This is a genomic window from Natrinema versiforme, assembly GCF_005576615.1.
GTDB lineage: Archaea > Halobacteriota > Halobacteria > Halobacteriales > Natrialbaceae > Natrinema > Natrinema versiforme_A.
On record NZ_CP040330.1, the window covers coordinates 3,547,977 to 3,567,674 of the forward strand.

General features: G+C 65.8%; 19 protein-coding genes. 6 read left to right on the forward strand and 13 right to left on the reverse strand.

From position 1 onward, the window contains the following. Nucleotides 1-198: 198 nt before the first annotated feature. Nucleotides 199-2,841, forward strand: coding sequence for an ATP-binding protein (locus FEJ81_RS17570; RefSeq protein ID WP_138246508.1), 2,643 nt, complete (start codon nucleotides 199-201; stop codon nucleotides 2,839-2,841). Nucleotides 2,842-3,001: 160 nt separating this feature from the next. On the opposite strand, the gene FEJ81_RS17575 is transcribed toward FEJ81_RS17570, so the two are convergent. The 13 genes from FEJ81_RS17575 to FEJ81_RS17635 all read right to left on the reverse strand — a co-directional run bounded on the left by FEJ81_RS17575 (nucleotide 3,002) and on the right by FEJ81_RS17635 (nucleotide 16,781). Then, nucleotides 3,002-3,901, reverse strand: coding sequence for a transcription initiation factor IIB (locus FEJ81_RS17575; RefSeq protein ID WP_138246509.1), 900 nt, complete (start codon nucleotides 3,899-3,901; stop codon nucleotides 3,002-3,004). A gap of 94 nt (nucleotides 3,902-3,995) precedes the next feature. Next, nucleotides 3,996-4,346 carry a hypothetical protein gene (locus FEJ81_RS17580; protein WP_138246510.1) on the reverse strand — a complete coding sequence of 117 codons (351 nt, stop codon included), beginning with the start codon at nucleotides 4,344-4,346 and terminating at the stop codon, nucleotides 3,996-3,998. Between the two features lie 138 nt (nucleotides 4,347-4,484). Next, nucleotides 4,485-5,750 carry a threonine synthase gene (thrC, locus tag FEJ81_RS17585; protein ID WP_138246511.1) on the reverse strand — a complete coding sequence of 422 codons (1,266 nt, stop codon included), beginning with the start codon at nucleotides 5,748-5,750 and terminating at the stop codon, nucleotides 4,485-4,487. Nucleotides 5,751-6,057: 307 nt separating this feature from the next. Further along, nucleotides 6,058-6,987, reverse strand: a complete 930-nt coding sequence (argF, locus tag FEJ81_RS17590) for an ornithine carbamoyltransferase (RefSeq protein WP_138246512.1) — start codon at nucleotides 6,985-6,987, stop codon at nucleotides 6,058-6,060. Nucleotides 6,988-7,014: 27 nt separating this feature from the next. Continuing rightward, entirely contained in the window at nucleotides 7,015-8,082 is a 1,068-nt protein-coding gene (locus FEJ81_RS17595; protein ID WP_138246513.1) for a [LysW]-lysine hydrolase, read from the reverse strand. After that, the gene (locus tag FEJ81_RS17600) at nucleotides 8,079-9,227 is read right to left on the reverse strand and encodes an aspartate aminotransferase family protein (RefSeq protein WP_138246514.1); all 1,149 of its coding nucleotides are present in this window, start codon (nucleotides 9,225-9,227) and stop codon (nucleotides 8,079-8,081) included. The genes FEJ81_RS17595 and FEJ81_RS17600 overlap by 4 nt, the downstream gene beginning before the upstream one ends. Next, entirely contained in the window at nucleotides 9,224-10,096 is an 873-nt protein-coding gene (locus tag FEJ81_RS17605) for an acetylglutamate/acetylaminoadipate kinase (RefSeq protein WP_138246515.1), read from the reverse strand. The genes FEJ81_RS17600 and FEJ81_RS17605 overlap by 4 nt, the downstream gene beginning before the upstream one ends. Nucleotide 10,097: 1 nt before the next feature. Continuing rightward, entirely contained in the window at nucleotides 10,098-11,174 is a 1,077-nt protein-coding gene (argC, locus tag FEJ81_RS17610; protein ID WP_138246516.1) for an N-acetyl-gamma-glutamyl-phosphate reductase, read from the reverse strand. Beyond that, nucleotides 11,174-12,049, reverse strand: coding sequence for a lysine biosynthesis protein LysX (gene lysX, locus FEJ81_RS17615; RefSeq protein WP_138246517.1), 876 nt, complete (start codon nucleotides 12,047-12,049; stop codon nucleotides 11,174-11,176). The genes argC and lysX overlap by 1 nt, the downstream gene beginning before the upstream one ends. Before the next feature lie 88 nt (nucleotides 12,050-12,137). After that, nucleotides 12,138-12,302: a lysine biosynthesis protein LysW gene (gene lysW / locus FEJ81_RS17620; protein WP_006432226.1), complete on the reverse strand. Its 165-nt coding sequence runs from the start codon at nucleotides 12,300-12,302 to the stop codon at nucleotides 12,138-12,140. A gap of 178 nt (nucleotides 12,303-12,480) precedes the next feature. Beyond that, a complete protein-coding gene (gene argH / locus FEJ81_RS17625) occupies nucleotides 12,481-14,037 on the reverse strand; it encodes an argininosuccinate lyase (protein ID WP_138246518.1) in 1,557 nt (518 codons plus the stop codon). Between the two features lies 1 nt (nucleotide 14,038). Continuing rightward, nucleotides 14,039-15,271 carry an argininosuccinate synthase gene (locus tag FEJ81_RS17630; RefSeq protein ID WP_138246519.1) on the reverse strand — a complete coding sequence of 411 codons (1,233 nt, stop codon included), beginning with the start codon at nucleotides 15,269-15,271 and terminating at the stop codon, nucleotides 14,039-14,041. Between the two features lie 373 nt (nucleotides 15,272-15,644). Further along, a complete protein-coding gene (locus tag FEJ81_RS17635; RefSeq protein WP_138246520.1) occupies nucleotides 15,645-16,781 on the reverse strand; it encodes a helix-turn-helix transcriptional regulator in 1,137 nt (378 codons plus the stop codon). Between the two features lie 86 nt (nucleotides 16,782-16,867). Here FEJ81_RS17635 and FEJ81_RS17640 point away from each other — a divergent pair, with 86 nt between their 5' ends. The 5 genes from FEJ81_RS17640 to FEJ81_RS17660 all read left to right on the forward strand — a co-directional run bounded on the left by FEJ81_RS17640 (nucleotide 16,868) and on the right by FEJ81_RS17660 (nucleotide 19,696). After that, nucleotides 16,868-17,062 carry a DUF7554 family protein gene (locus tag FEJ81_RS17640; protein WP_138246521.1) on the forward strand — a complete coding sequence of 65 codons (195 nt, stop codon included), beginning with the start codon at nucleotides 16,868-16,870 and terminating at the stop codon, nucleotides 17,060-17,062. A 72-nt stretch (nucleotides 17,063-17,134) separates the two neighbouring features. Beyond that, nucleotides 17,135-17,635: a 2'-5' RNA ligase family protein gene (locus FEJ81_RS17645; RefSeq protein ID WP_138246522.1), complete on the forward strand. Its 501-nt coding sequence runs from the start codon at nucleotides 17,135-17,137 to the stop codon at nucleotides 17,633-17,635. Between the two features lie 228 nt (nucleotides 17,636-17,863). Further along, the gene (locus FEJ81_RS17650; protein WP_138246523.1) at nucleotides 17,864-19,036 is read left to right on the forward strand and encodes a YeeE/YedE family protein; all 1,173 of its coding nucleotides are present in this window, start codon (nucleotides 17,864-17,866) and stop codon (nucleotides 19,034-19,036) included. Between the two features lie 49 nt (nucleotides 19,037-19,085). Further along, nucleotides 19,086-19,379 (forward strand): sulfurtransferase TusA family protein, encoded by a 294-nt coding sequence (locus tag FEJ81_RS17655; RefSeq protein ID WP_138246524.1) that lies wholly within the window; start codon nucleotides 19,086-19,088, stop codon nucleotides 19,377-19,379. Further along, nucleotides 19,379-19,696, forward strand: coding sequence for a rhodanese-like domain-containing protein (locus FEJ81_RS17660; protein WP_138246525.1), 318 nt, complete (start codon nucleotides 19,379-19,381; stop codon nucleotides 19,694-19,696). Before FEJ81_RS17655 ends, FEJ81_RS17660 begins: the two co-directional genes overlap by 1 nt. Nucleotides 19,697-19,698 lie beyond the last annotated feature (2 nt).

The following is a 19,698-nucleotide window of genomic DNA, read 5'->3' on the forward strand; positions in this document are numbered from 1 at the left end:
CGTAGTCACAGCGGTTTCTCGAATCGCAGCCACTCTCTCGAGCAGCAACTGCGACCGTGACAGCGACCGCGAGCGACTCGAGTCCGAGTATCACGCTCGGTCGTCGAGACGCGACTCGCCGCCGTTCGAACGACCGGTGAATCAGTTTCGCCCCGGTATACGACCATTTATACCCGATGGCAGTCCTAGGAGAGTGCAATGGCGCAAGCGGGAAATTCCGAACTCGTCGACTCTTTCGAGCAGTTCTTCCGCAACTATTACGATAACGAGATCAAGCAGCTTGCCCAGCAGTATCCCAACGAGCAACGCTCGCTGCACATCGATTGGCAGGACCTCTACCGGTTCGATCCCGACCTCGCCGACGACTTCATCAACCAGCCCGAACAGCTCCAGCGCTACGCCGAGGAGGCGCTGCGGTTGTACGACCTTCCGATCGACGTGAGCCTCGGGCAGGCCCACGTTCGAGTCCGGAACCTCCCCGAAACGGAGTCCCCCGAGATTCGGGAGATCCGCGCCCGGGACATGAACTCCCTCGTGCAGGTCCACGGCATCGTCCGCAAGGCGACCGACGTCCGCCCGAAAATCGAGGAGGCCGCCTTCGAATGCCAGCTCTGTGGCACCCTCAGCCGCGTCCCCCAGTCCAGCGGCGACTTTCAGGAACCCCACGAGTGTCAGGGCTGTGAACGGCAAGGCCCCTTCCGGGTCAACTTCGACCAGTCCGAGTTCGTCGACTCGCAGAAGCTCCGCATTCAGGAGAGCCCCGAAGGGCTCCGCGGCGGCGAGACCCCGCAAGCGCTCGACATCAACATCGAGGACGACATCACCGGCGAAGTCACCCCCGGCGACCACGTCTCCGCGACCGGCGTCCTCCGCCTCGAGCAACAGGGCGACCAACAGGAGAAATCGCCCGTCTTCGACTTCTACATGGAGGGAATGTCCGTCGAAATCGACGAAGAGCAGTTCGAGGACATGGACATCACCGAGGAGGACAAGAAGGCGATCTACGAAATTTCGAACCGAGACGGCGTCTACGAGCAGATGGTCGCCTCCATCGCGCCCTCGATCTACGGCTACGATCAGGAGAAACTCGCGATGATCCTCCAACTGTTCTCCGGCGTGACGAAACAGTTGCCCGACGGCTCGCGGATCCGCGGCGACCTGCACATGCTCCTGATCGGGGACCCCGGGACGGGTAAGTGCGTCCGCGGCGATACGAAGATCACGCTCGCAGACGGCCGTGACGTGCCCATTCGCGACCTCGTCGAATCGAACCTCGACGATCCGAAACCGATCGACGACGGCTGGTACGACGAGATCGATATCGACGTACCCTCCTTGCAAGAAAACGGAGAGATCGATGCACAGCGTGCGACAAAGGTCTGGAAACGAGAGGCTCCCGACCGGATGTATCGACTCCGGACTGCAGGCGGGCGGGAACTCGAGGTGACGCCGTCGCATCCTCTGTTCATCACGGCCGGTGATGACGTTCAGCCAGTCCGTGCCGAAGCGGTATCGGTCGGAGACCGCGTCGCCGTAGCCGAGACCGAAACGGTATCGGTCAGCCAACCGACCACGGAAAACGCAGTGACCGACGGCGGAGTAACAGGTTCGAAAGACACCGTCGAATCTAGTCGAATCGTCTCGATCGAAACCGTCGAACCCGAGTACAACTGGGTGTACGACCTCGAGGTCGAAGGGACTCACAACTACATCTCGAACGGCGTCGTTTCGCATAACTCCCAGATGCTGGGGTACATTGAGAACATCGCACCCCGCTCGGTCTACACCTCCGGGAAAGGTTCGTCCTCGGCAGGTCTGACTGCCGCAGCGGTTCGCGACGACTTCGGCGACGGACAGCAGTGGAGCCTCGAGGCCGGCGCGCTCGTCCTCGCAGACCAGGGGATCGCGGCCATCGACGAACTCGATAAAATGAGAAGCGAGGATCGGAGTGCCATGCACGAGGCCTTAGAGCAACAGAAGATTTCGGTCTCGAAGGCGGGGATCAACGCCACGCTCAAGTCCCGCTGTTCGCTGCTCGGCGCGGCGAACCCCAAGTACGGCCGCTTCGACCAGTACGAGCCGATCAGCGAGCAGATCGACCTCGAGCCGGCGCTGATCTCGCGGTTCGATCTGATCTTTACGGTCACGGACACGCCCGACGAGGAGAAAGACCGTAACCTCGCAGAACACATCATCACGACCAACTACGCTGGCGAGTTGACCACCCAGCGCGAGGAGATGAACCAACTCGAGGTCAGTCAGGGCGAGATCGACGAGATGACCGATCAGGTCGATCCGGAGATCGATGCGGAACTCCTGCGGAAGTACATCGCGTACTCGAAACAGAACTGCCATCCGCGGATGACCGAGGCGGCCCGCAACGCGATCCGGGACTTCTACGTCGATCTGCGATCGAAGGGGACCGACGAGGACGCGGCGGTGCCGGTGACGGCCCGAAAGCTCGAGGCGCTAGTTCGGCTCTCGGAGGCGAGCGCCCGGGTTCGGCTGTCGGATACGGTCGAGCAGAGCGACGCCGAGCGGGTCATCGAGATCGTGCGCTCGTGTCTGCAAGACGTCGGGGTCGATCCCGAGACCGGCGAGTTCGACGCGGACATCGTCGAGGCCGGGACCTCGAAGTCCCAGCGCGATCGGATCAAGAACCTCAAACAGCTGATCGGCGATATCGAGGAGGAGTACGACGACGGCGCGCCGGTCGATATCGTCATGGAGCGGGCCGAGGAGATCGGGATGGACCACTCCAAGGCCGAACACGAGATCGACAAGCTCAAACAGAAAGGCGAGGTTTACGAGCCGAGTACGGACACGCTCCGAACGACGTAGATACTGTACGTCGACTCGGCTCGAGCACGGTTCGAGACCCACAGCAAGATCTGTTAGAGGGCTCGAAGTGGGGCGGGGCTGTACGACCAACGGATATCGGACCCCACGCTGTTGCGGAAGCAACTTTCGTCGCCGAGAACGGTCCGTTGAGACCGAGTCCTCAGCGGTCCTCGATGGTCGTAACGGTCGACCGGATCGTCACCGCTGCCACGTCGGCGACATCGGCGGCTCTCGCTTGAGTTACCGTCGGCCACTCCTCGCGCTCGCCGGCGGCCTTGTAGAGACAGGCCGCGGCGACGCCGCTTGGATTGCGGCCGACGACTTTTCCCGCCTCGAGCAGATCGGCGACGTGTTCGCTCGCGCGGCGTTCGACGTCGGTGCCGACCTCGAGTTTCGAGGCGTATCGCGGCAGGTACTGGGTGGGATCGATCGGCCCCGTCGGGAGTCCGAGATCGCGGTTCAAGGCGTCGTAGGCAACGGTGAGTTCATCCGCATCTGCGCGAGCGACGTCGGCGATCTCCTCGCTCGTGCGGGCGACCGATCGGGTTCGACAGATCGCGTAGATCGCGGCGGCGGCGAACCCTTCGAGCGAGCGGCCCTGAAAGAGCCCCTCGGACTGGGCGGATTCGAAGAGAGCACAGGCCTGTTCTCTGGCGGAGTCCGGTAGCGAGAGCAACGCGGTGATCCGCCTGATTTCGGCGAACCCGTAGACCTGATTCCGTTCGGCTTTCGACGAGATTCGAGCGCGATTGTGCTCCCGACGCAACCTGGCGATCTGGCGGCGTTTTCGACCGGTGAGCCGCGAACTGTAGCTCGAGTCGGAACCGGAGCCGTAGCCGATTTCCGTCGAGAGTCCCCGATCGTGTCTCGAGCGAGTGAGCGGTGCACCGGTTCGTCGCCGGTCGGTGTCATCATCTTCGAACGACCGCCATTCGGGACCGTGATCGATCGCATCCTCGGCGGAGATAAGTCCACATTCTTCGCAGATGGTTTCGGTACCCCTCCTCCGTAATCTGCCGTCACACTCGGGGCAGATCGCAGACGAATCGATATCTGCCATTGGCTATTGTTCTCTATATTCAGTTGTCTCCCCTTAGTATATAAACTGTTGGGAGTCGGGAAGGAACGGGAAGGCGAAGCGAACGGGCGGGCGGCTACCGATCGATCAACTGCGCCAGCAGGGACCGCGACCGCGAGTCCGACATGTCGGGTGACGACTCGGACGAGTCGTCCCGATCGGCCAAGAGCCGTTCGTACCGATCGATGACGGTCTGTCGGCGATGCTCGCTCGTTTCTAACGCACACTCGAGCGCGGCGATCCGGGCGAGGAGTCGCGTGCGTTCGATTCGGTAGGAAAGTGGCGGTTCTCGTCGATCCAGACCGGCATCGGGTCGTCGCAGCGGACTGCTGGTTCGGTCGTTCGACCCGGGAGTCAGGTGCGGGGAGATCCGGATCCGGTCATCGACGGAGCGGACGGGAGTGGGGCCTCGTTGCTCGGCGGACATGGCTCGAGACAGACTACCACACAGGTTCGGAAAAAGGTCAGTCAGTCGGGCGTCAGACGCGTCCGACGCGGGGCAGACGGCAAACGACGTTTTCGAAGGTTGCTCAAGAAGGCTGTCGGCTCTATCGATCCGAGCCGATTACTCCTCGCTCGCGAGGTGCTCGAGAACCCCGTCGGTGTCGGCCGGCACGGGTTCCGGTTCGCTGCCGGCGGCGGCCGCGGCGTCGGGATCCTTGAGGAGGTGTCCGGTGGTGAGGCAGGCGACGCGTTCGTCGTCGGTGACGATCCCCTCGTCGCGGAGTTTCCGCAACCCGGCGATCGAGGCCGCCGAAGCGGGTTCGACCCCGATCCCTTCGGCCGCGATGTCGCGTTGGGCCTCGGTGATTTCCTCGTCGGAAACAGCGACGGCGGTACCGTCCGTCTCGCGAATGCCGGGCAAGGCCTTCGGCGCGTTGACGGGGTTCCCGATCCGGATCGCGGTCGCGCGGGTCTCGACGTCCTCCCAGCGGCGGACCTCGTCGGCACCGTTCTCGATGGCCTCGACCATCGGCGCGGCCCCCTCGGCCTGCACGCCGGTCAGTTTGGGGACATCGTCCTCGTCGAGTTCGCCCGCCTGAACGAGTTCGCGGAACGCCTTGTACAGCGCCGACGTGTTGCCCGCGTTGCCGACCGGCAGCACGATCCGGTCCGGCACAGTATCGTAGTCCGCGAGGAAGCCCTCGAGGATCTCGAGGCCGATCGTCTTCTGGCCCTCGAGCCGGAAGGGGTTCAGCGAGTTCAGCAGGTAGGCCTCGCCCTGTCCCGCGAGTTCCTGGACGATGTCGAGACAGGCGTCGAAGTTGCCGTCGACCTCGAGAATGCGGGCCCCGTGGAGGCTCGCCTGTGCGATTTTCCCCGCGGCGACCTTGCCGGCGGGGAGGAGCACGAGCGTCTGCATCCCGCCGCGGGAGCCGTAGGCGGCGAGTGCGGCGCTGGTGTTTCCGGTCGAGGCGCAGGCGAGTCGGCCGACGCCCAGTTCCGTCGCGACCCGCACGCCGACGGTCATCCCGCGGTCCTTGAACGAGCCCGTGGGGTTCATCCCCTCGTGTTTGATCCGCAGGGCCTCGAGGCCGATCTCGTCCTCGAGGGACGGCACCTCGTACAGCGGCGTCGCGCCCTCCTGAATCGAGACGCCGGCCTCGAAGGGGAGCGCGTCGGCGTACCGCCAGACGCCCTGTCCCTCGAAGTCGTCGAAGGTGGGGAGGTCGGCGTAGCGGACCTCGAGCAGGCTATCACACTCGTCGCAGGTGTAGCGGACGTCGTCGAAGGGTGCGAACGTCTCGCCGCAGTCAATGCACTCGAGCCAGACGCCGTCGTCGGCGTCGGCGGGTTCTTCCGGCTGGTCGGCCGAGAGACTGAGACTCATTGTCAGTCGGGAAGGCCGCAAAGGGGAAAAAGTGAGTGGATTTGACGGTGGGCCATCGCAGCGAGCGGTGTCGCCGTTACGCCACCCAGTCGTACACTGTCGCCGTCAGAAGCGCCGGCCTCGAGTATCGGTTCCGCTGTAATCTCGTGCTCGCTTGCGGCGATTACTCGAGCAGCCAACTCAACAGCGCCTTCTGGGCGTGCAGGCGGTTCTACAGCCCACCTTTTTTCGTTCGGGTTCGTCCACTCACCACTCACGAAAAAATCTGGACCAAAAAGCCGCCCGCTCGTTTCACTCGCGGTCGGTGCTACTCCAGTAACCAACTCAACAACGCCTTCTGTGCGTGGAGTCGGTTTTCCGCCTGATCGAAGACGATCGAACGCTCACCCTCGATGACGTCGTCGGTGACCTCCTCGCCGCGGTGGGCCGGCAGACAGTGCATGACCGAGGCCTCGGGGGCGTGCTCGAGCAGGTCCGAACAGACCTGAAAGCCTTCGAAGTCGTTCATGCGGACGTCGCGTTCGTCCTCCTGTCCCATCGAGATCCAGACGTCCGTGTAGATAACGTCGGCGTCGGTGGCCGCCTCGACGGGGTCGGTCGTGACCGTCGGATCGCCGCCCAGTTCGCGGGCCCGCTCGAGGACCGCGTTGTCGACCTCGTAGCCCTCGGGCGTGGCGATCGTCAGGTCGATATCGGTCAGCGCACAGCCGAGCGCAAAGGACTGGGCGACGTTGTTGCCGTCGCCGATCCAGACCGCCGACACGTCCTCGAACCCGCCTTCGTGTTCGCGGATCGTCAGCAGGTCCGCGAGCGTCTGGCAGGGGTGGGCGTCGTCGGTGAGCCCGTTGACGATCGGTACCGAGGAGTACTCCGCGAGCACCTCGACGTTCTCGTGTTTGAAGACGCGGGCCATCACGGCGTCGACGTACCGCGAGAGCGCACGCGAGGTGTCTTTCAGCGGTTCGCCCCGGCCGAGTTGGATGTCGTCTTCCCCGAGGAAGATCGCGTGCCCGCCGAGTTGGGTCATGCCCGTCTCGAAGGAGACCCGAGTCCGGGTACTCGCCTTCTGGAAGAGCATTCCCAGCGTCTGTCCGGATAGATCGGAATGGTCGTCGCCGGCTTCGACGGCGCGTTTGTACTCGTCGGCCCTGTCGAGCACTGTGAACAGTTCCGCCTCGGAGAGGTCGTCGACGTCGAGGAAATGTCTCGGCTGCGTCTCGTTCGTTGCTGTTGTCATGGTCTGATAACTCGTCTGAAAATTCGATTACTCACTGAGTGTCCGCGCGACGCGCTCGAGGACCGATACCGACTGGTCGAACTCCGACAGCGGCAGTCGTTCGTCGGGCGCGTGATCGAGGTCCGAGTTGCCCGGCCCGTAGGTGACCATCGGGCAGTCCCAGGCCCCGGCGTAGATGTTCATGTCGCTCGTCCCGGTCTTTCGCACCAAGCGGGGGTCGCCGCCTTCCTTTCGGATGGCGACGCGAAACGCCCGCGCGACCTCGGTTCGCGAACTCATCATCACCGGCGGGACCTTGTCCTTCCAGGTCACGGTCCCGACCTCGAGTTCGGCTTCCGCGGCTTCCCGGACGGTTCCGACGTCGAGGGCCGGCGGCACGCGCAACTGGACGTCCATCGTCGCCTCGACGGAGAGGCCGTCCTCGCTGACGCCGCCCTCGATGTCGACCGGCTTGGTCGTCACCTGCTCGAAGACCGGTTCGTACTCGTCGCCTTCGAAGTACTCCTCGACGGCCGACCACCAGCGGACGGCGTGTTGGATCGCGTTCGGGTCCGGCCGGGACGTGTGGCCGGACTCGCTGGTCGCGACGTAGGTGCCGGCGATCAGGCCGCGGTAGCCGAGCGTGATCCCGTCGGCGCCGGATGGCTCGCCGTTGACGACGGCAGCCGGCGACTCCTCGCGGTCGTCGACCAGATAGCGCGACCCTTTCGAGTCGATCTCCTCGCCGACGACGCCGACGAAGGAGACGCCGGTGCGGACCGCGGCGGCCGCCATCGCGGCCAGCGGCCCCGTCGCGTCGACGCTGCCGCGGCCCCAGAGGACCTCGTCGTCGCCGGTCTCTTCGACCTCGACGGGGATGTCCCCCGGCACGGTGTCGATGTGGGAGGTCAGCAACACGGCGTCGTCCGCCGGCGCGCGGACGTTCCCGACCGCGTCGATCCAGACCTCCCGGTCGTGGGCCTCGAAGAAGTCCACGAGGCGTTTGGCTGCCTTGCGTTCCTCGCGGGTGGGCGAAGGGATCGAAACGAGATCGATCAGCAGCTCTCGGGCGTCCGCGGCCGTTACGTCCATCGGTTCGCTCGAGCTCGTGGTCATGATTCGGTATCGGGTGCGACGACCGCGGTCAGCGCGTCCACGAGCTGGTCCGCCTCCGCCTCGTCGATCACGAGCGGCGGCAGCAGCCGCAGGACGGTCCGACCCGCGGGCAGCGCCAGTACCTGCTCGTTCATCGCCAGATCGCGGGCGACGCGGTTCGCGCCGCGTTTCAACTCGATGCCGACGAGCAGTCCGTCGCCGCGGACCTCGCGGACCGAATCGCCCAGCGCGGACTCGAGTTCCGACGTGAGATAGTCGCCCATCTCGGCGGCGTGGGCGGGCCACTCCTCTTCGACCAGCGTCGAGACGGTGGCGTGGACCGCCGCGCCGACGACCGGGCCGCCGCTGAACGTGGCGTTGTGCGAGGCCGCGCCGTCGGCGATCCAGTCCTGCACTGCGACCGCGCCGACGGGCAGGCCGTTGCCCAGCCCTTTCGCCGTCGTGAGCACGTCGGGCGTGACGCCCGCGTTCTGGCAGGCCCACATCGAGCCCGTGCGGCCCATGCCGGTCTGGACCTCGTCGAAGACCAGCGCCGCGCCGGCCTCCTCGGTGCACTCGCGGGCGGTCTCGAGGTAGCCCGCTGGCGGGACGTTGATCCCGCCTTCGCCCTGAATCGGCTCGAGGATGACGGCCGCGGTTTCGTCGTCGACGGCGGCCGCGAGCTCCTCGCCGTCGCCGTAGGGGACGAACTCCATGTCGCCGGCCAGCGGCTCGTAGGGCTCCTTGTACTTGTCCTTCCACGTGGCCGCGAGCGATCCCATCGTCCGCCCGTGGAACGAGCGGGTCGCGGCGACGATCTTCGAATTCCCCGTCGCGGACCGGGCGAACTTCAGCGCGGCCTCGTTGGCTTCGGTTCCGGAGTTACAGAACCACGCGCTCTCGAGTCCGTCGGGTGCGGCCGCGACGAACGAGGCGTAAGCGTCCTCGCGGGACTGGACCGGATAGGAGGAGTCGACGAACGTCAGCTCGCCGACCTGCTCCTGCACCGCGTCGACAACCGCGGGATGGGAGTGCCCCAGCGGCGTGCAGGCGAAGCTCGCGCCGGCGTCTATGTACTCCGTGCCGTCGGCGGTGTAGAGGTACGGCCCCTCGCCGCGCTCGAGTCCGATCGGCTTGCTGCCGGAGACGAAGTCGAGATCGCTCATTGTTGGGCCTCCTGTGCGGTTTCGCCGTCGGTCTCGTCTTCGAGCGCGCCGGGCTCGAGGGTCGTCCCCTCGCCCGCGAGCGCGCTACTGATCGGTGCGTCGGCGTTGGCGGTCGCGACGATCACCGACGCCGCGCCGCCCTCGAGCGCTTCCTCGGCGGCCATGACCTTCTTCGTCATGAACCCTTCCGCGGCCGTCTTGACGGCCTCGAACTCCTCGGGGGTCGCGGCCGAATCGATCTTGGTCGACTCGTCGTCGGGGTCCTCGTAGATCCCCGAAACATCCGTGAGGACGACGAGGTCAGCCTCGAGTGCGCCCGCAATGGCTGCGGCCGCGCGGTCGGCGTCGGCGTTGACCGCCGTGTAGCCGCCGGACTTCTCCTTCCCGAGGACCGGGACGGAGACGACGGGCGTGTAGCCGCCCGACAGCATCGTCTCGAGCAGGTCGGCGTTGACCGACTCGATCGTGCCCGAGTGGTCGCCGCGCTTGATCTTCTTCTTGCCGTCCTCTTTCACGCGGACGGCGGACTTGCGCTTGCCCTCGAGCAGTTTGCCGTCGGTACCCGAAAGGCCGACCGCGTCGACGCCCTCGTTGTGGAGGCTCTCGACCAGATCGGTGTTCAACTTGCCCGGCATGACCATCTTGAAGACGTCCATCGTGCGCTCGTCGGTGAAGCGCCCGACGACGCCGCCGGGCGTCTCGACGTAGGTGGGCTCCTCGCCGAGATCTTCGAGTGTCTCGTCGACGGCGGTCGAGCCGCCGTGAGTCAGAACGACGTCCTCGCCGTCCTCGACGAGGCTCGCCACGTCGGCGAGAGCGCCTTCGGGATCGACGGCGCGTGCGCCGCCGATCTTGACCACAGTGGTCATCTCAGGGTGCCCCCACGGGGTGGAGCCCCGTAAACTCGAGTCCGGCCGTCTCCTCGAGACCCAGCGCGACGTTTGCGGCGTGGACCGCCTGTCCCGCGGAGCCTTTCATCATGTTGTCGATGGCCGAGAAGACGACGATGCGCTTGTTCGACGGGTCGAGTTCGAAGCCAACCTCGGCGAGGTTGGTGCCGGCGACCGCCTTCGGTTCGGGGTAGCGGTAGACGCCGGAGCCGCCCGCGGCCATGCGGACGAACGGTTCGTCCTCGTAGCAGCCGCGGTAGGCCTGCCAGAGGTCGCCCTTCGAGACCGGTCCCGAGGGGAAGACGTGGTTCGTCGCGCTCGCACCGCGAATCATGTCCACGGCGTGGCAGGTGAAGGCGACCGAGGTGTCGAGGAACTGCTCGATCTCGGCCTCGTGGCGGTGGCCCGTCGGCGCGTAGGGACGAACGACGCCCGAACGCTCGGGGTGGCTCGAGGCCTCGCCGCCGCCGGCGCCTCCTTCGGAGGAGCCGACTTTCACGTCGACAACGATCTGCTCGCCGCCCTCGAGAATGTCGTGTTCGAACAGCGGGTAGAGGCCCAGGATCGTCGCGGTGGCGTTACAGCCGCCGCCGGCGATCAGGTCCGCGCCCGCGAGGTTCTCGCGGTTGATCTCGGGCAGTGCGTACTCGGCTTTCTCGAGGTATTCAGGTGCCTCGTGGCCGTCGTACCACTCCTCGTACTGGACCTCGCTCTCGAGGCGGAAGTCCGCCGAGAGGTCGACCACCGTGTCCGCGACCTCGAAGAACTCGTCGATCTGGCCCATCGAGACGCCGTGGGGCGTCGCCGCGAACAGGACATCGACGTGCTCGAGGTCGTCGGGTTCGGTAAAGCGCAGATCCGACCCGCGAAGCGGCGGGTGGACGGAGCCGACGCTCTTGCCGGCCTTCGATCGGCTCGTAACCTCAGTGATCGCGAAGTTGGGATGCCCGGCGAGCAGTCGCAGCAACTCGCCGCCCGTGAATCCGGAGCCGCCGATGACGGTCGCGGTGACCGTCTCGGCGTTTTCGTCCGCGCCGGTCTCGGTACTGATCGCCATCAGGCGGTCACCTCGAGGTCCGGATCCGCCGCTTTCGCTTTCTCCTCGAGCCAGTCGACGACGGTGCCGGCGATGTCGGTCTCGACGGCCTCGTCGAGAGCTTTGAACTCGACGGTGTGGTTGACCTCGTGGACGGTATACCCATCGTCAGTCTCCATGAGGTCGATACCGAGCAGGCCGCCGCCGACGGCGTCGCTGGCTCTCTCGACGAGTTCCAGCGCCTCCTCGTCCGGTTCGAAGACGTCCGTCTCCGCTCCCTTGGCGGCGTTCGTGATCCAGTGATCCGACGAGCGGACCATGCCGGCGATTGGCTCGCCGTCGACGGCGAGCACGCGGATGTCGCGGCCCGGTTTCTCGACGAACTCCTGGATGTAGAACACCTTGTGCTCGTAGTGTCCGAGCGTCGCCTTGTGTTCGAGGATGGCCTCGGCGGCCGACTCGGAGTCAATCTTGGCCATCAGGCGACCCCACGACCCCACGACGGGTTTGAGCACACAGGGGTAGCCAAAGTCCTCGATGGCCTCCATGGCCGTCTCCTTCGTGAAGGCGACCTTCGTCGCGGGGGTGGGGACCCCCGCCTTCTCGAGCGCGAGGCTGTTTTTCACCTTGTCCGCGCAGATATCCGCGGTCTCGTGGCTGTTGACCACGGGGATGCCGTAGGCCTCGAAGAACTGCGTGGCGTACAGGCTCCGGCTCGTGGCGAGACAGCGGTCGACGACGATGTCGAGGTCCGCGAACGCCGCGGGGGCCTCGCTGATGTCGAAGGTCTGCTTGCGGACGTCGATCTTCGTGACCTCGTGATCGCGGTCGCGAAGCTCGCTCAACAGGAGCTTCTCGTCCTTGCGAATCCGTGAGTAGAGTATTCCGACGTTCACGCGAGCCACCTCTGATTGGGGGCCCCGGAGCTACGCGCTCCGCGGAGCGTTGCGGCGGGGGACGGCAGTATCCCAGCCGTCTGCAAGGTCACTCACCCCAGTCCTCTTCCAGCTCGGGGGCCTGCTCGAGGACCGGCGGCTCGGTATCGACGACTTCGAGCTCGGCACCGCAGGTCGTACAATCGATGATCTCTCCGACTTCCAGATCGTCGTGCAGGGACACCTCAGCCCCACACTCGACGCATTCGGTCATTGTACTCGCACGTGGGGGCCGGGATCCCTTAAAGCCTTCGAACTTAACAGCAAAATTATACTTCCGCACTCCACTCTAACGGACCGAGAACCCTACTATCCCGCTGTATCAGTTCGACATATCATGAAGTCGGTATATTATCCCCTCGCGGGGATCGCGAACCGCTCGAGCCACCGGCTCAGACATAGCCGTTCACCGCCGAGCGGAGCGTCTCGTGGGCCGCCTCGAGCGCGTTTGTCGTGTTCGCGAGCGCTTCCTCGTCAGCCGTAAGCGCCTCGCGGGCCGACTCGAGTTGGGCGGCGACCGCCTCGGGCGCGGGACCGCCCTGCGAGTCGCGGCTCGCGACGCTTTTCGCGGGATCGAGCGCGTCTCCGACGGCGGCCGGGTCGACGTGAGCCGCGAGCGACTCGCCGAGCACCTCCTGGGCGGCGGACTCGAGGGCATCGTAGTCCGCCCCGTTTTCGGCCGCGATCGCGACGAGTTCGTGGGCCGTCCTGAAGGGAAGGCCGTTGGCCGCGAGCAGATCCGCGACGCCGGTCGCCGTCGAGAAGCCCTCGCCGGCCGCCGCGGCCAGCGTCTCCTCGTTCCAGTCGGCCGTCGCGACCGCACCCGCCGCGACCTCGCTCGCCTCGGTCACGGCGTCGACGGTCTCCCACGCGTGGGTCGTCGCCCGCTGTAAGTCGCGGTTGTACGCGCGGGGCAGTCCCTTCAGCGTCGTCGTCAGTCCCTGTACCCCGCCCGCCGCGTCGCCCGCGACCGCGCGGACGAGTTCCAGCGTGTCGGGATTCTTCTTCTGGGGCATGATCGACGACGTCGAGGAGTAGTCGTCCGCCAGATCGACGAAGCCGCGGTTCGCGAAGATGATCGCGTCCTCCGCGAGCCCCGACAGCGTCGTCGCGTGCGTCGACAGCGCTTGGGTCGCCTCGAGCAGGAAGTCCCGACTTGAGGCGGCGTCCATCGAATTTTCGACGACGCCCTCGAAGCCGAGCAGGTCCGCGGTGCGCTCGCGGTCGATATCGAACGTCGTGCCCGCGAAGGCGGCACCGCCGAGCGGCGACTCGTTGACCCGGTCGTAGGCCGCGAGCAGGCGCTCGGTGTCGCGGCGAACGGCCCCCTCGTAGGCCAGCGCCCAGTGGGCCACGGTGGTCGGCTGGGCGGGCTGGAGGTGGGTGTAGCCGGGCATGATCGTTTCCCGGTGTTCATCGGCGACGGCTGCCAGCGACTCGCGCAGCGCGAGCGTCGTCTCGATGGCCTCGAGAAGGTCATCGCGCAGGCGATACCGGATGCAGGCCGCGACCTCGTCGTTGCGCGAGCGCGCGGTGTGCATCTTGCCGCCCTCGGCGCCGATGCGCTCGATGACGGCCGTCTCGATGGCCTCGTGGACGTCCTCGCCGTCGGGCAGGGAGTCGTGGCCGTCGACCTCGATCGCGTCGATGGCGGTCAGGATCTGCCCCGCGACATCGTCCGCGATGATGTCCTGTTCGGCGAGCATGACCGTGTGAGCGCGGTCGACCTCGAGGTCGGCCGCGAAAATGCGTTCGTCCGCTGCGAGCGAGGAGAGGAAGCTCCGGGCGGGGCCGCCGCTGAAGCGATCCCGGCGGACGACGCCGTCGGATCCGAGATCCGACGAGGATCGCGATCCGGTGGATCGCTCACCGCCCTCATCGTCGGAACCGCCGTCGGTAGCGACGTCCGACTCGAGTTCGGACCCGTCGTGAGCGCTCTCCTCCGTCATCTTATTCCTCGTCGGAGCCGCTGCCGTCGGTCGCGAGTTCGACTTCCTCGTCGGCGTTGGCGGCGATCGCCTCGTTCGCGAGGCGGCGCTGGAAGCCGTGGTACTTCGCGACACCGGTGGCGTCTTCCTGCTTGATCTTCCCGACCGTCTCCGTGTCGAAGGAGGCGTGCTCGGCCGAGTAGGCCGCGAACTTGCTGTCGCGTGCGACCGGACGGGCCTGTCCGCCCTCGAAGCGGATCGTGACGGTGCCGGTCACGCGTTTCTGGGTCTCGTCGATGAAGCCCTCGAGCGCGCTGACGAGCGGGGCGTCGATCAGGCCCTCGTAGCCCTTCTGGGACCACTGCTGGTCGATCTGTTGTTTGAACTGGCGCTCCTCTTGGGTGAGGACGAGGCCCTCGAGGGCCTCGTGGGCGTTCAGCAGCGTCGTCGCGGCCGGGTGCTCGTAGTTCTCGCGAACCTTCAGCCCGAGCATGCGGTCTTCCATCGTGTCGGTGCGGCCGACGCCGTACCCGCCGGCGAGTTCGTTCAGGGACTCGATGAGCGCGACCGGCTCGTACTCCTCGCCATCGACGGCGACGGGGTAGCCCTGCTCGAAGGTGATCTCGATCTCCTCGGTCTCGCTGCCGGGCTCGTCAGTCCACTCGTAGATGTCCCGCGGCGGGACGTAGTTGGGGTCCTCGAGGTCGTCGCCCTCGACCGAGCGGCTCCAGATGTTGGTGTCGATCGACCAGTCGCCGCCGCTGCCGCCCTCGACGGGCAGGTCGCGCTCGGCGGCGTACTCCTGTTCCCACTCGCGGGTCAGGCCGAGTTCGCGCACGGGGGCGATGACTTCCAGATCCGAGCTGCGCCAGACGGCCTCGAAGCGCAGTTGGTCGTTGCCCTTACCCGTACAGCCGTGGGCGATACCGGTACAGTCCTGTTCCTCGGCGACCTCGAGGATCGCTTCCGCGATCACGGGACGGGCGAGCGCCGTTCCCAGCGGGTAGCCCTGATAGGTCGCGTTCGCGCGAACGCTCTCGAGACAAAGTTGAGCGAATTCCTCTCGCGCGTCGACGACGTAGTGGTCAAGGCCGAGCGCTTCGGCGGTCTCTTCGGCTTCGTCGAACTCTTCGGCCGGCTGGCCGACGTCGACCGTGACGCCGATTACGTCGTCGTATCCGTATTCCTCCTCGAGCAGCGGGACACAGACCGTCGTGTCCAGGCCGCCCGAGAACGCGAGTGCAACGCGTGTCATGTCGTACTCGAGTGAAGCCAAAGGAGAGACTTAAGCTCGTTGGTTTCAGTATCGTAAATAAAGGGTAGAGCGGCCGCTAGCCGAAAATACTGGGATTTCGGGAACGTTGAAACGAACCGGAACAAGGGGAGTAGTATAGTGCGGGCTCAAAGGCCCGGTCGGAGTCGTCGCGGTCGCCGCCGAGCGACGGACCCGTCGGTACCGGGAACGGCGACCACGGTGCCGACGGACTGGCTCATTGTGATGAACCTACGAAGCCACAGTATTAAATCCTGCTACATCGCGCGCTCCCGTCGTCAGCGCGGCGTTCGGTCGCTCCTGGGGAGATTATGATCGATATCTAGCAACGGAAACGGGACAATCGGATCCCGGCCTACTCCTCGTCGGGCAACGACAGCACGTTCTCCCGGCCGATCCGGAACACTTCGATCTCGTCGTTTTCGCGCAGTTCGCCGACGACCTGACTCGTCTTGGCCTCGGTCCACCCCAGCTCCGAGACGACGGCCTGTTGTTTGATTCGACCGCCGCGTTCCTCGAGCAGGCGCAGGACTCGCTCCTCGTTGCTCAGCAGTTCCGTCGGGGGACCGTTGGCCCCGTTCGGCTCGGATTCGGGTGAGCCGTCGGCCCGGCGTGCGGTTTGCGGTTCGGCGCCGGCGGCCCCGCCGCCGGAGCGATCGCGCCCGAGTAACCAGCCGGCGACGCCGACCGTCGCGAGCAACGCGAGGGCCAAGACGACGATTACCCACGGCATCGCCGGCCCCTCGTCGGTCGTCGCCGGATCCGCGTTCACGGTGTCGTTCTTGATCAGAACGACCTGTGGTCCGCCGTCGGGCGTGTTCAACTCGTCCGTCCACGTGACCGAACTGTTGGATCGGTCGTCCGGCGACGGTTGTACCTGCGGTGTCCCCTCGCTCTCGTGGATAGAATACCCCTCGGGCCAGCGGAACTGCAGCGACGTCCCCTCCTCGAGCGTGAGTCCGGACAGCGCGGTCCCGGCCTCGATTCGGTTCAGTTCGACCAGCGCGAAGTCGGACCAATCGAAGGTGACGACCGCGTGGCCGACCTCCCGCGGTGCGGTGTCCGTCTCCGTCGTGATCGACATGTTCGAGAGTTCCATCTCCCGATTAGTCGCGTTGATGCCGTCGGTGAGAGTATCGTTCCACTTCGTCCGCTCCGCGGCGACGTACTGGTCCGGGTCGTCGGAGATGTTTTCAGACAGCGGCTCCCACTGCGGCGCGGAACTGTTCTCGCCGTAGAGATGGAACTGATAGTCGACAGTCACCCGCGCCGATCCGTCCTCGGCGATGAAGACATCGATGTGTATCTCATCGGCGTCCTCGAGTTGCGGGCTTTCGTTCGCATCGGTCTGTTCACCGCCCGAATCGGCCTGTAGCGCCGCTCGCTGGACACCGTTGTCCGCCACACCAGCGGTCGCGGCCGGAACGAACGCGAACGAACACGCAACCACCACGAGCACGCAGATCAGGGCTCGCAACCCCCTCACGTCCATTACCATGACATGCCGTAGCCGTCTAAATAGGTCTTTCCGACCGCGGTAGCGACGTGTTTTTCAAACAGTCAGCCGTACGTGAACGTATGTCCGATACGCGCGGCGAACTCGAGGTCGAAACGCTCCTGAAAATCGTCCTCGGTCTGATCGCCGTTTTGCTCGTGATCGAGGTCCTCGAAGCGATACTCGGCACGCTCGCGAGCGTGTTCGGCCTGTTCGTCCCCGTCATCCAGCTCGCGATCGGCGTCCTGATTATTCTCTGGTTGCTCGACCAGCTCTGAGACGGGCCGCAGCGGCCGTTCGGCTCGCGAGACCACCAGACTGATAGCGATACTGGCCCTATACCGACCGAAGTGTACAGCGTCAACGTTCCGGTCCCCGGTCGCGTTCGCCAACTCGCGAACCGGCTCCATCCCGACCTCATCGGATTCGAGACCGTCCGCGAGGACCACTCGTGTCTGCTCAAGCGACTCGGCGAGGCCGACCACGTCGCACAGCTCCAGCACCGCGCCCACCGCGCGCTCGAGGGCTCCCCCGCCGTCGAAGCCGAAATCACGGGCATCGACTACTTCGACGACCCGCCGCTGGGCTCGGCACCGGTCGTCTACCTCGCCGTCGAGAGCCCCGGACTCGAGGGGATTCACGCCGAACTCACCGAGGCCTTCGAGACCGTCGAGGGACTCGAGGGGAGCGACTACGTCCCGCACGTGACCCTCGCCCGCGGCGGCGACCTCGAGACCGCGAAGCGACTGGCCAGCCGCGAGATCGAGCCGATCCGGTGGACGGTCAGCGAACTCGAGTTCTGGGACGGGACGTACAAGCTGCCGGTGAGTCGCGTCTCGCTGCCAGCCTAGCGCCCGTGTCCTGGGAGTACTGACAGCGGGGCGAAACCTCCGGGCCTGACGCGGTTTCGGCGGCTGCAAATACCGCTGCTATCTCCGCGACCGACTACAGCGGTCGTTCCGCAATAGCGGCTTGCTCTGGCGACAGATCCGCCGTCGTCGGGGATCGAGCGCGTCAACGGTCGGGGTAGCGTCGTCCGGCTGGCCGCGGGTTAAGTCGTCGAGGCCCTTGGCATCGGTGTGGTCTCAACGCTACTCGTCGCAGCGATCGTCGGAATCGCCCTCGGAGCCTTTCTCCAGAAGGGGCGGTTCTGTTTCGTCAACGCCTTCCGGGACTTCTTCGCTTACAAGGACTCCCGGGTCACGAAGGGCGTGCTCGCCGCGACGCTTCTGACGATGGTCTTCTGGGGTATCGCCTACCAATTCGGCTACTATCAGGGATTCTGGACGCCCGACTGGGGGCTGACGGGCCTCGTCGGCGGCTTCATCTTCGGGGTCGGGATGACCTACGCCGGCGGCTGTGCCAGCGGCACGCTCTACCGCGCCGGCGAGGGGTACCTGCAGTTCTGGCTCACGCTGCTGTTCATGGGCGTCGGCTACGCCGGCTTCACCGTCGCCTTCCCGACGCTCGAGAGCACGTACTTCGAGGGGCTCACGTTCGGGACCGGAGCGAGCCTGTTCGAACTCACGTCGGTCCCGGCGAGCCTCCTCGCGCTCGGGGTCGCGACCGCCGCCGTCCTCGTCTACGCCACGCTGGTCGGGCGCTCGGCGAGCGCCGCCGAGTTCGGCGAGCGGGCGGACGTGGCGCAACTCAACCCGACGGCGCTGCTCGCGCCCGTCGTCGGCCTCCGCGGGTTCGTCCGCGGAACGGCAACGTATTTCCGCGGTCTCGCCCGGGCGTGGCGACATCCCATCGCCTCGAGCAAGCAGCCGTGGGACCCCCGCACCGCCGCGCTCGGGATCACCGCCGCCGCGGTGCTCTGGTTCAGCCAAGTCTCGATCGTCGGCGTCACGGGTCCCGAGGCCCGCTGGACCGGTTACCTCCTCTCGCAGGTCGGCGTCGACGCGGGCTCGTTCGACTACTGGGGTTCGGTCCTGTTTCAGGGCCAGGGTGTCGGGGTAACCGTCGACATGGTGATGATCGGGTTCGTCATCGTCGGCGCGTTCCTCGCCGCCCTCTGGAGCGGGGACTTCTCGGTTCGGGTCCCGAAGCGCCGGCGGCTACCGAACGCCGTCGTCGGCGGCCTGATGATGGGCACCGGATCGCGACTCGCGCCCGGCTGTAACATCGGGAACATCTACTCCGGCATCGCGGAGCTCTCGGTCCACTCCTTCATCGCGGCGGTCGGCATCGTCGCCGGCGTCTACGTGATGACCCACTGGATCTACCGCGAAGTCGGCTGTGCGATCTGAGATCGAATCGTTCGCCAACTACAAACCGCGACAACAGAGACACGAGACAATGCCATCCATCGACGACGTTACCGACGCACCGGACGAACTGAGCGACGACCGAGCCGAGGAACTCCTCGAGGAGGCGGACCTCGTCCAGGACATGATGGGCGAGGTCTGTCCGTACCCGCAGGTCGAGGCCAAGAAGGGGCTCCAGCAGATCGAGTCGGGCGATCTGCTCGTCCAGGAGACCGACCACGTCCCCTGTACCGAAAATGTGCCGCGAGCCGTCGGCGACGATGCCGACGCGCAGGTCTGGCGCAGCGGCGACGCGGTCTACCGCATCTACCTCCGGAAACGATAATGGTCGAGGAATTTACCCCCGAGACGGTCCGCGAACGAATCGAGCGCGACGACGAGTTCGACCTCATCGACATCCGCGGCGATGAGGACTACGCCGAGGGCCACCTCCCCGGGGCCGAACACGTCACCGTCGACGAACTCGAGGAGACCGTCGTCGACCGGGACTGGGCCGACGACGTGGTCGTTTACTGTTACATCGGTCAGACCTCGGTCCAAGCCGCACGGCTCATCGAGGAGTACGGCGACGCCGAGCGGGTCGCGAGCATGGCCGGCGGCTACGACGCGTGGGAGCAGCAGAAAGCGTCGGCCAACGACTGAAT

Coding starts and splice junctions, on each gene's coding strand:
- FEJ81_RS17575 (WP_138246509.1), bottom strand. CDS start 3,901: ATGGCAGATATCGATTCGTCTGCGATCTGCCCCGAGTGTGACGGCAGA.
- FEJ81_RS17640 (WP_138246521.1), top strand. CDS start 16,868: ATGTCCGATACGCGCGGCGAACTCGAGGTCGAAACGCTCCTGAAAATC.
- FEJ81_RS17660 (WP_138246525.1), top strand. CDS start 19,379: ATGGTCGAGGAATTTACCCCCGAGACGGTCCGCGAACGAATCGAGCGC.
- FEJ81_RS17595 (WP_138246513.1), bottom strand. CDS start 8,082: ATGACCACGAGCTCGAGCGAACCGATGGACGTAACGGCCGCGGACGCC.
- lysW (WP_006432226.1), bottom strand. CDS start 12,302: ATGACCGAATGCGTCGAGTGTGGGGCTGAGGTGTCCCTGCACGACGAT.
- FEJ81_RS17580 (WP_138246510.1), bottom strand. CDS start 4,346: ATGTCCGCCGAGCAACGAGGCCCCACTCCCGTCCGCTCCGTCGATGAC.
- FEJ81_RS17600 (WP_138246514.1), bottom strand. CDS start 9,227: ATGAGCGATCTCGACTTCGTCTCCGGCAGCAAGCCGATCGGACTCGAG.
- FEJ81_RS17630 (WP_138246519.1), bottom strand. CDS start 15,271: ATGACACGCGTTGCACTCGCGTTCTCGGGCGGCCTGGACACGACGGTC.
- argC (WP_138246516.1), bottom strand. CDS start 11,174: ATGGCGATCAGTACCGAGACCGGCGCGGACGAAAACGCCGAGACGGTC.
- argF (WP_138246512.1), bottom strand. CDS start 6,987: ATGACAACAGCAACGAACGAGACGCAGCCGAGACATTTCCTCGACGTC.
- FEJ81_RS17605 (WP_138246515.1), bottom strand. CDS start 10,096: ATGACCACTGTGGTCAAGATCGGCGGCGCACGCGCCGTCGATCCCGAA.
- FEJ81_RS17570 (WP_138246508.1), top strand. CDS start 199: ATGGCGCAAGCGGGAAATTCCGAACTCGTCGACTCTTTCGAGCAGTTC.
- thrC (WP_138246511.1), bottom strand. CDS start 5,750: ATGAGTCTCAGTCTCTCGGCCGACCAGCCGGAAGAACCCGCCGACGCC.
- FEJ81_RS17635 (WP_138246520.1), bottom strand. CDS start 16,781: ATGGACGTGAGGGGGTTGCGAGCCCTGATCTGCGTGCTCGTGGTGGTT.
- argH (WP_138246518.1), bottom strand. CDS start 14,037: ATGACGGAGGAGAGCGCTCACGACGGGTCCGAACTCGAGTCGGACGTC.
- FEJ81_RS17655 (WP_138246524.1), top strand. CDS start 19,086: ATGCCATCCATCGACGACGTTACCGACGCACCGGACGAACTGAGCGAC.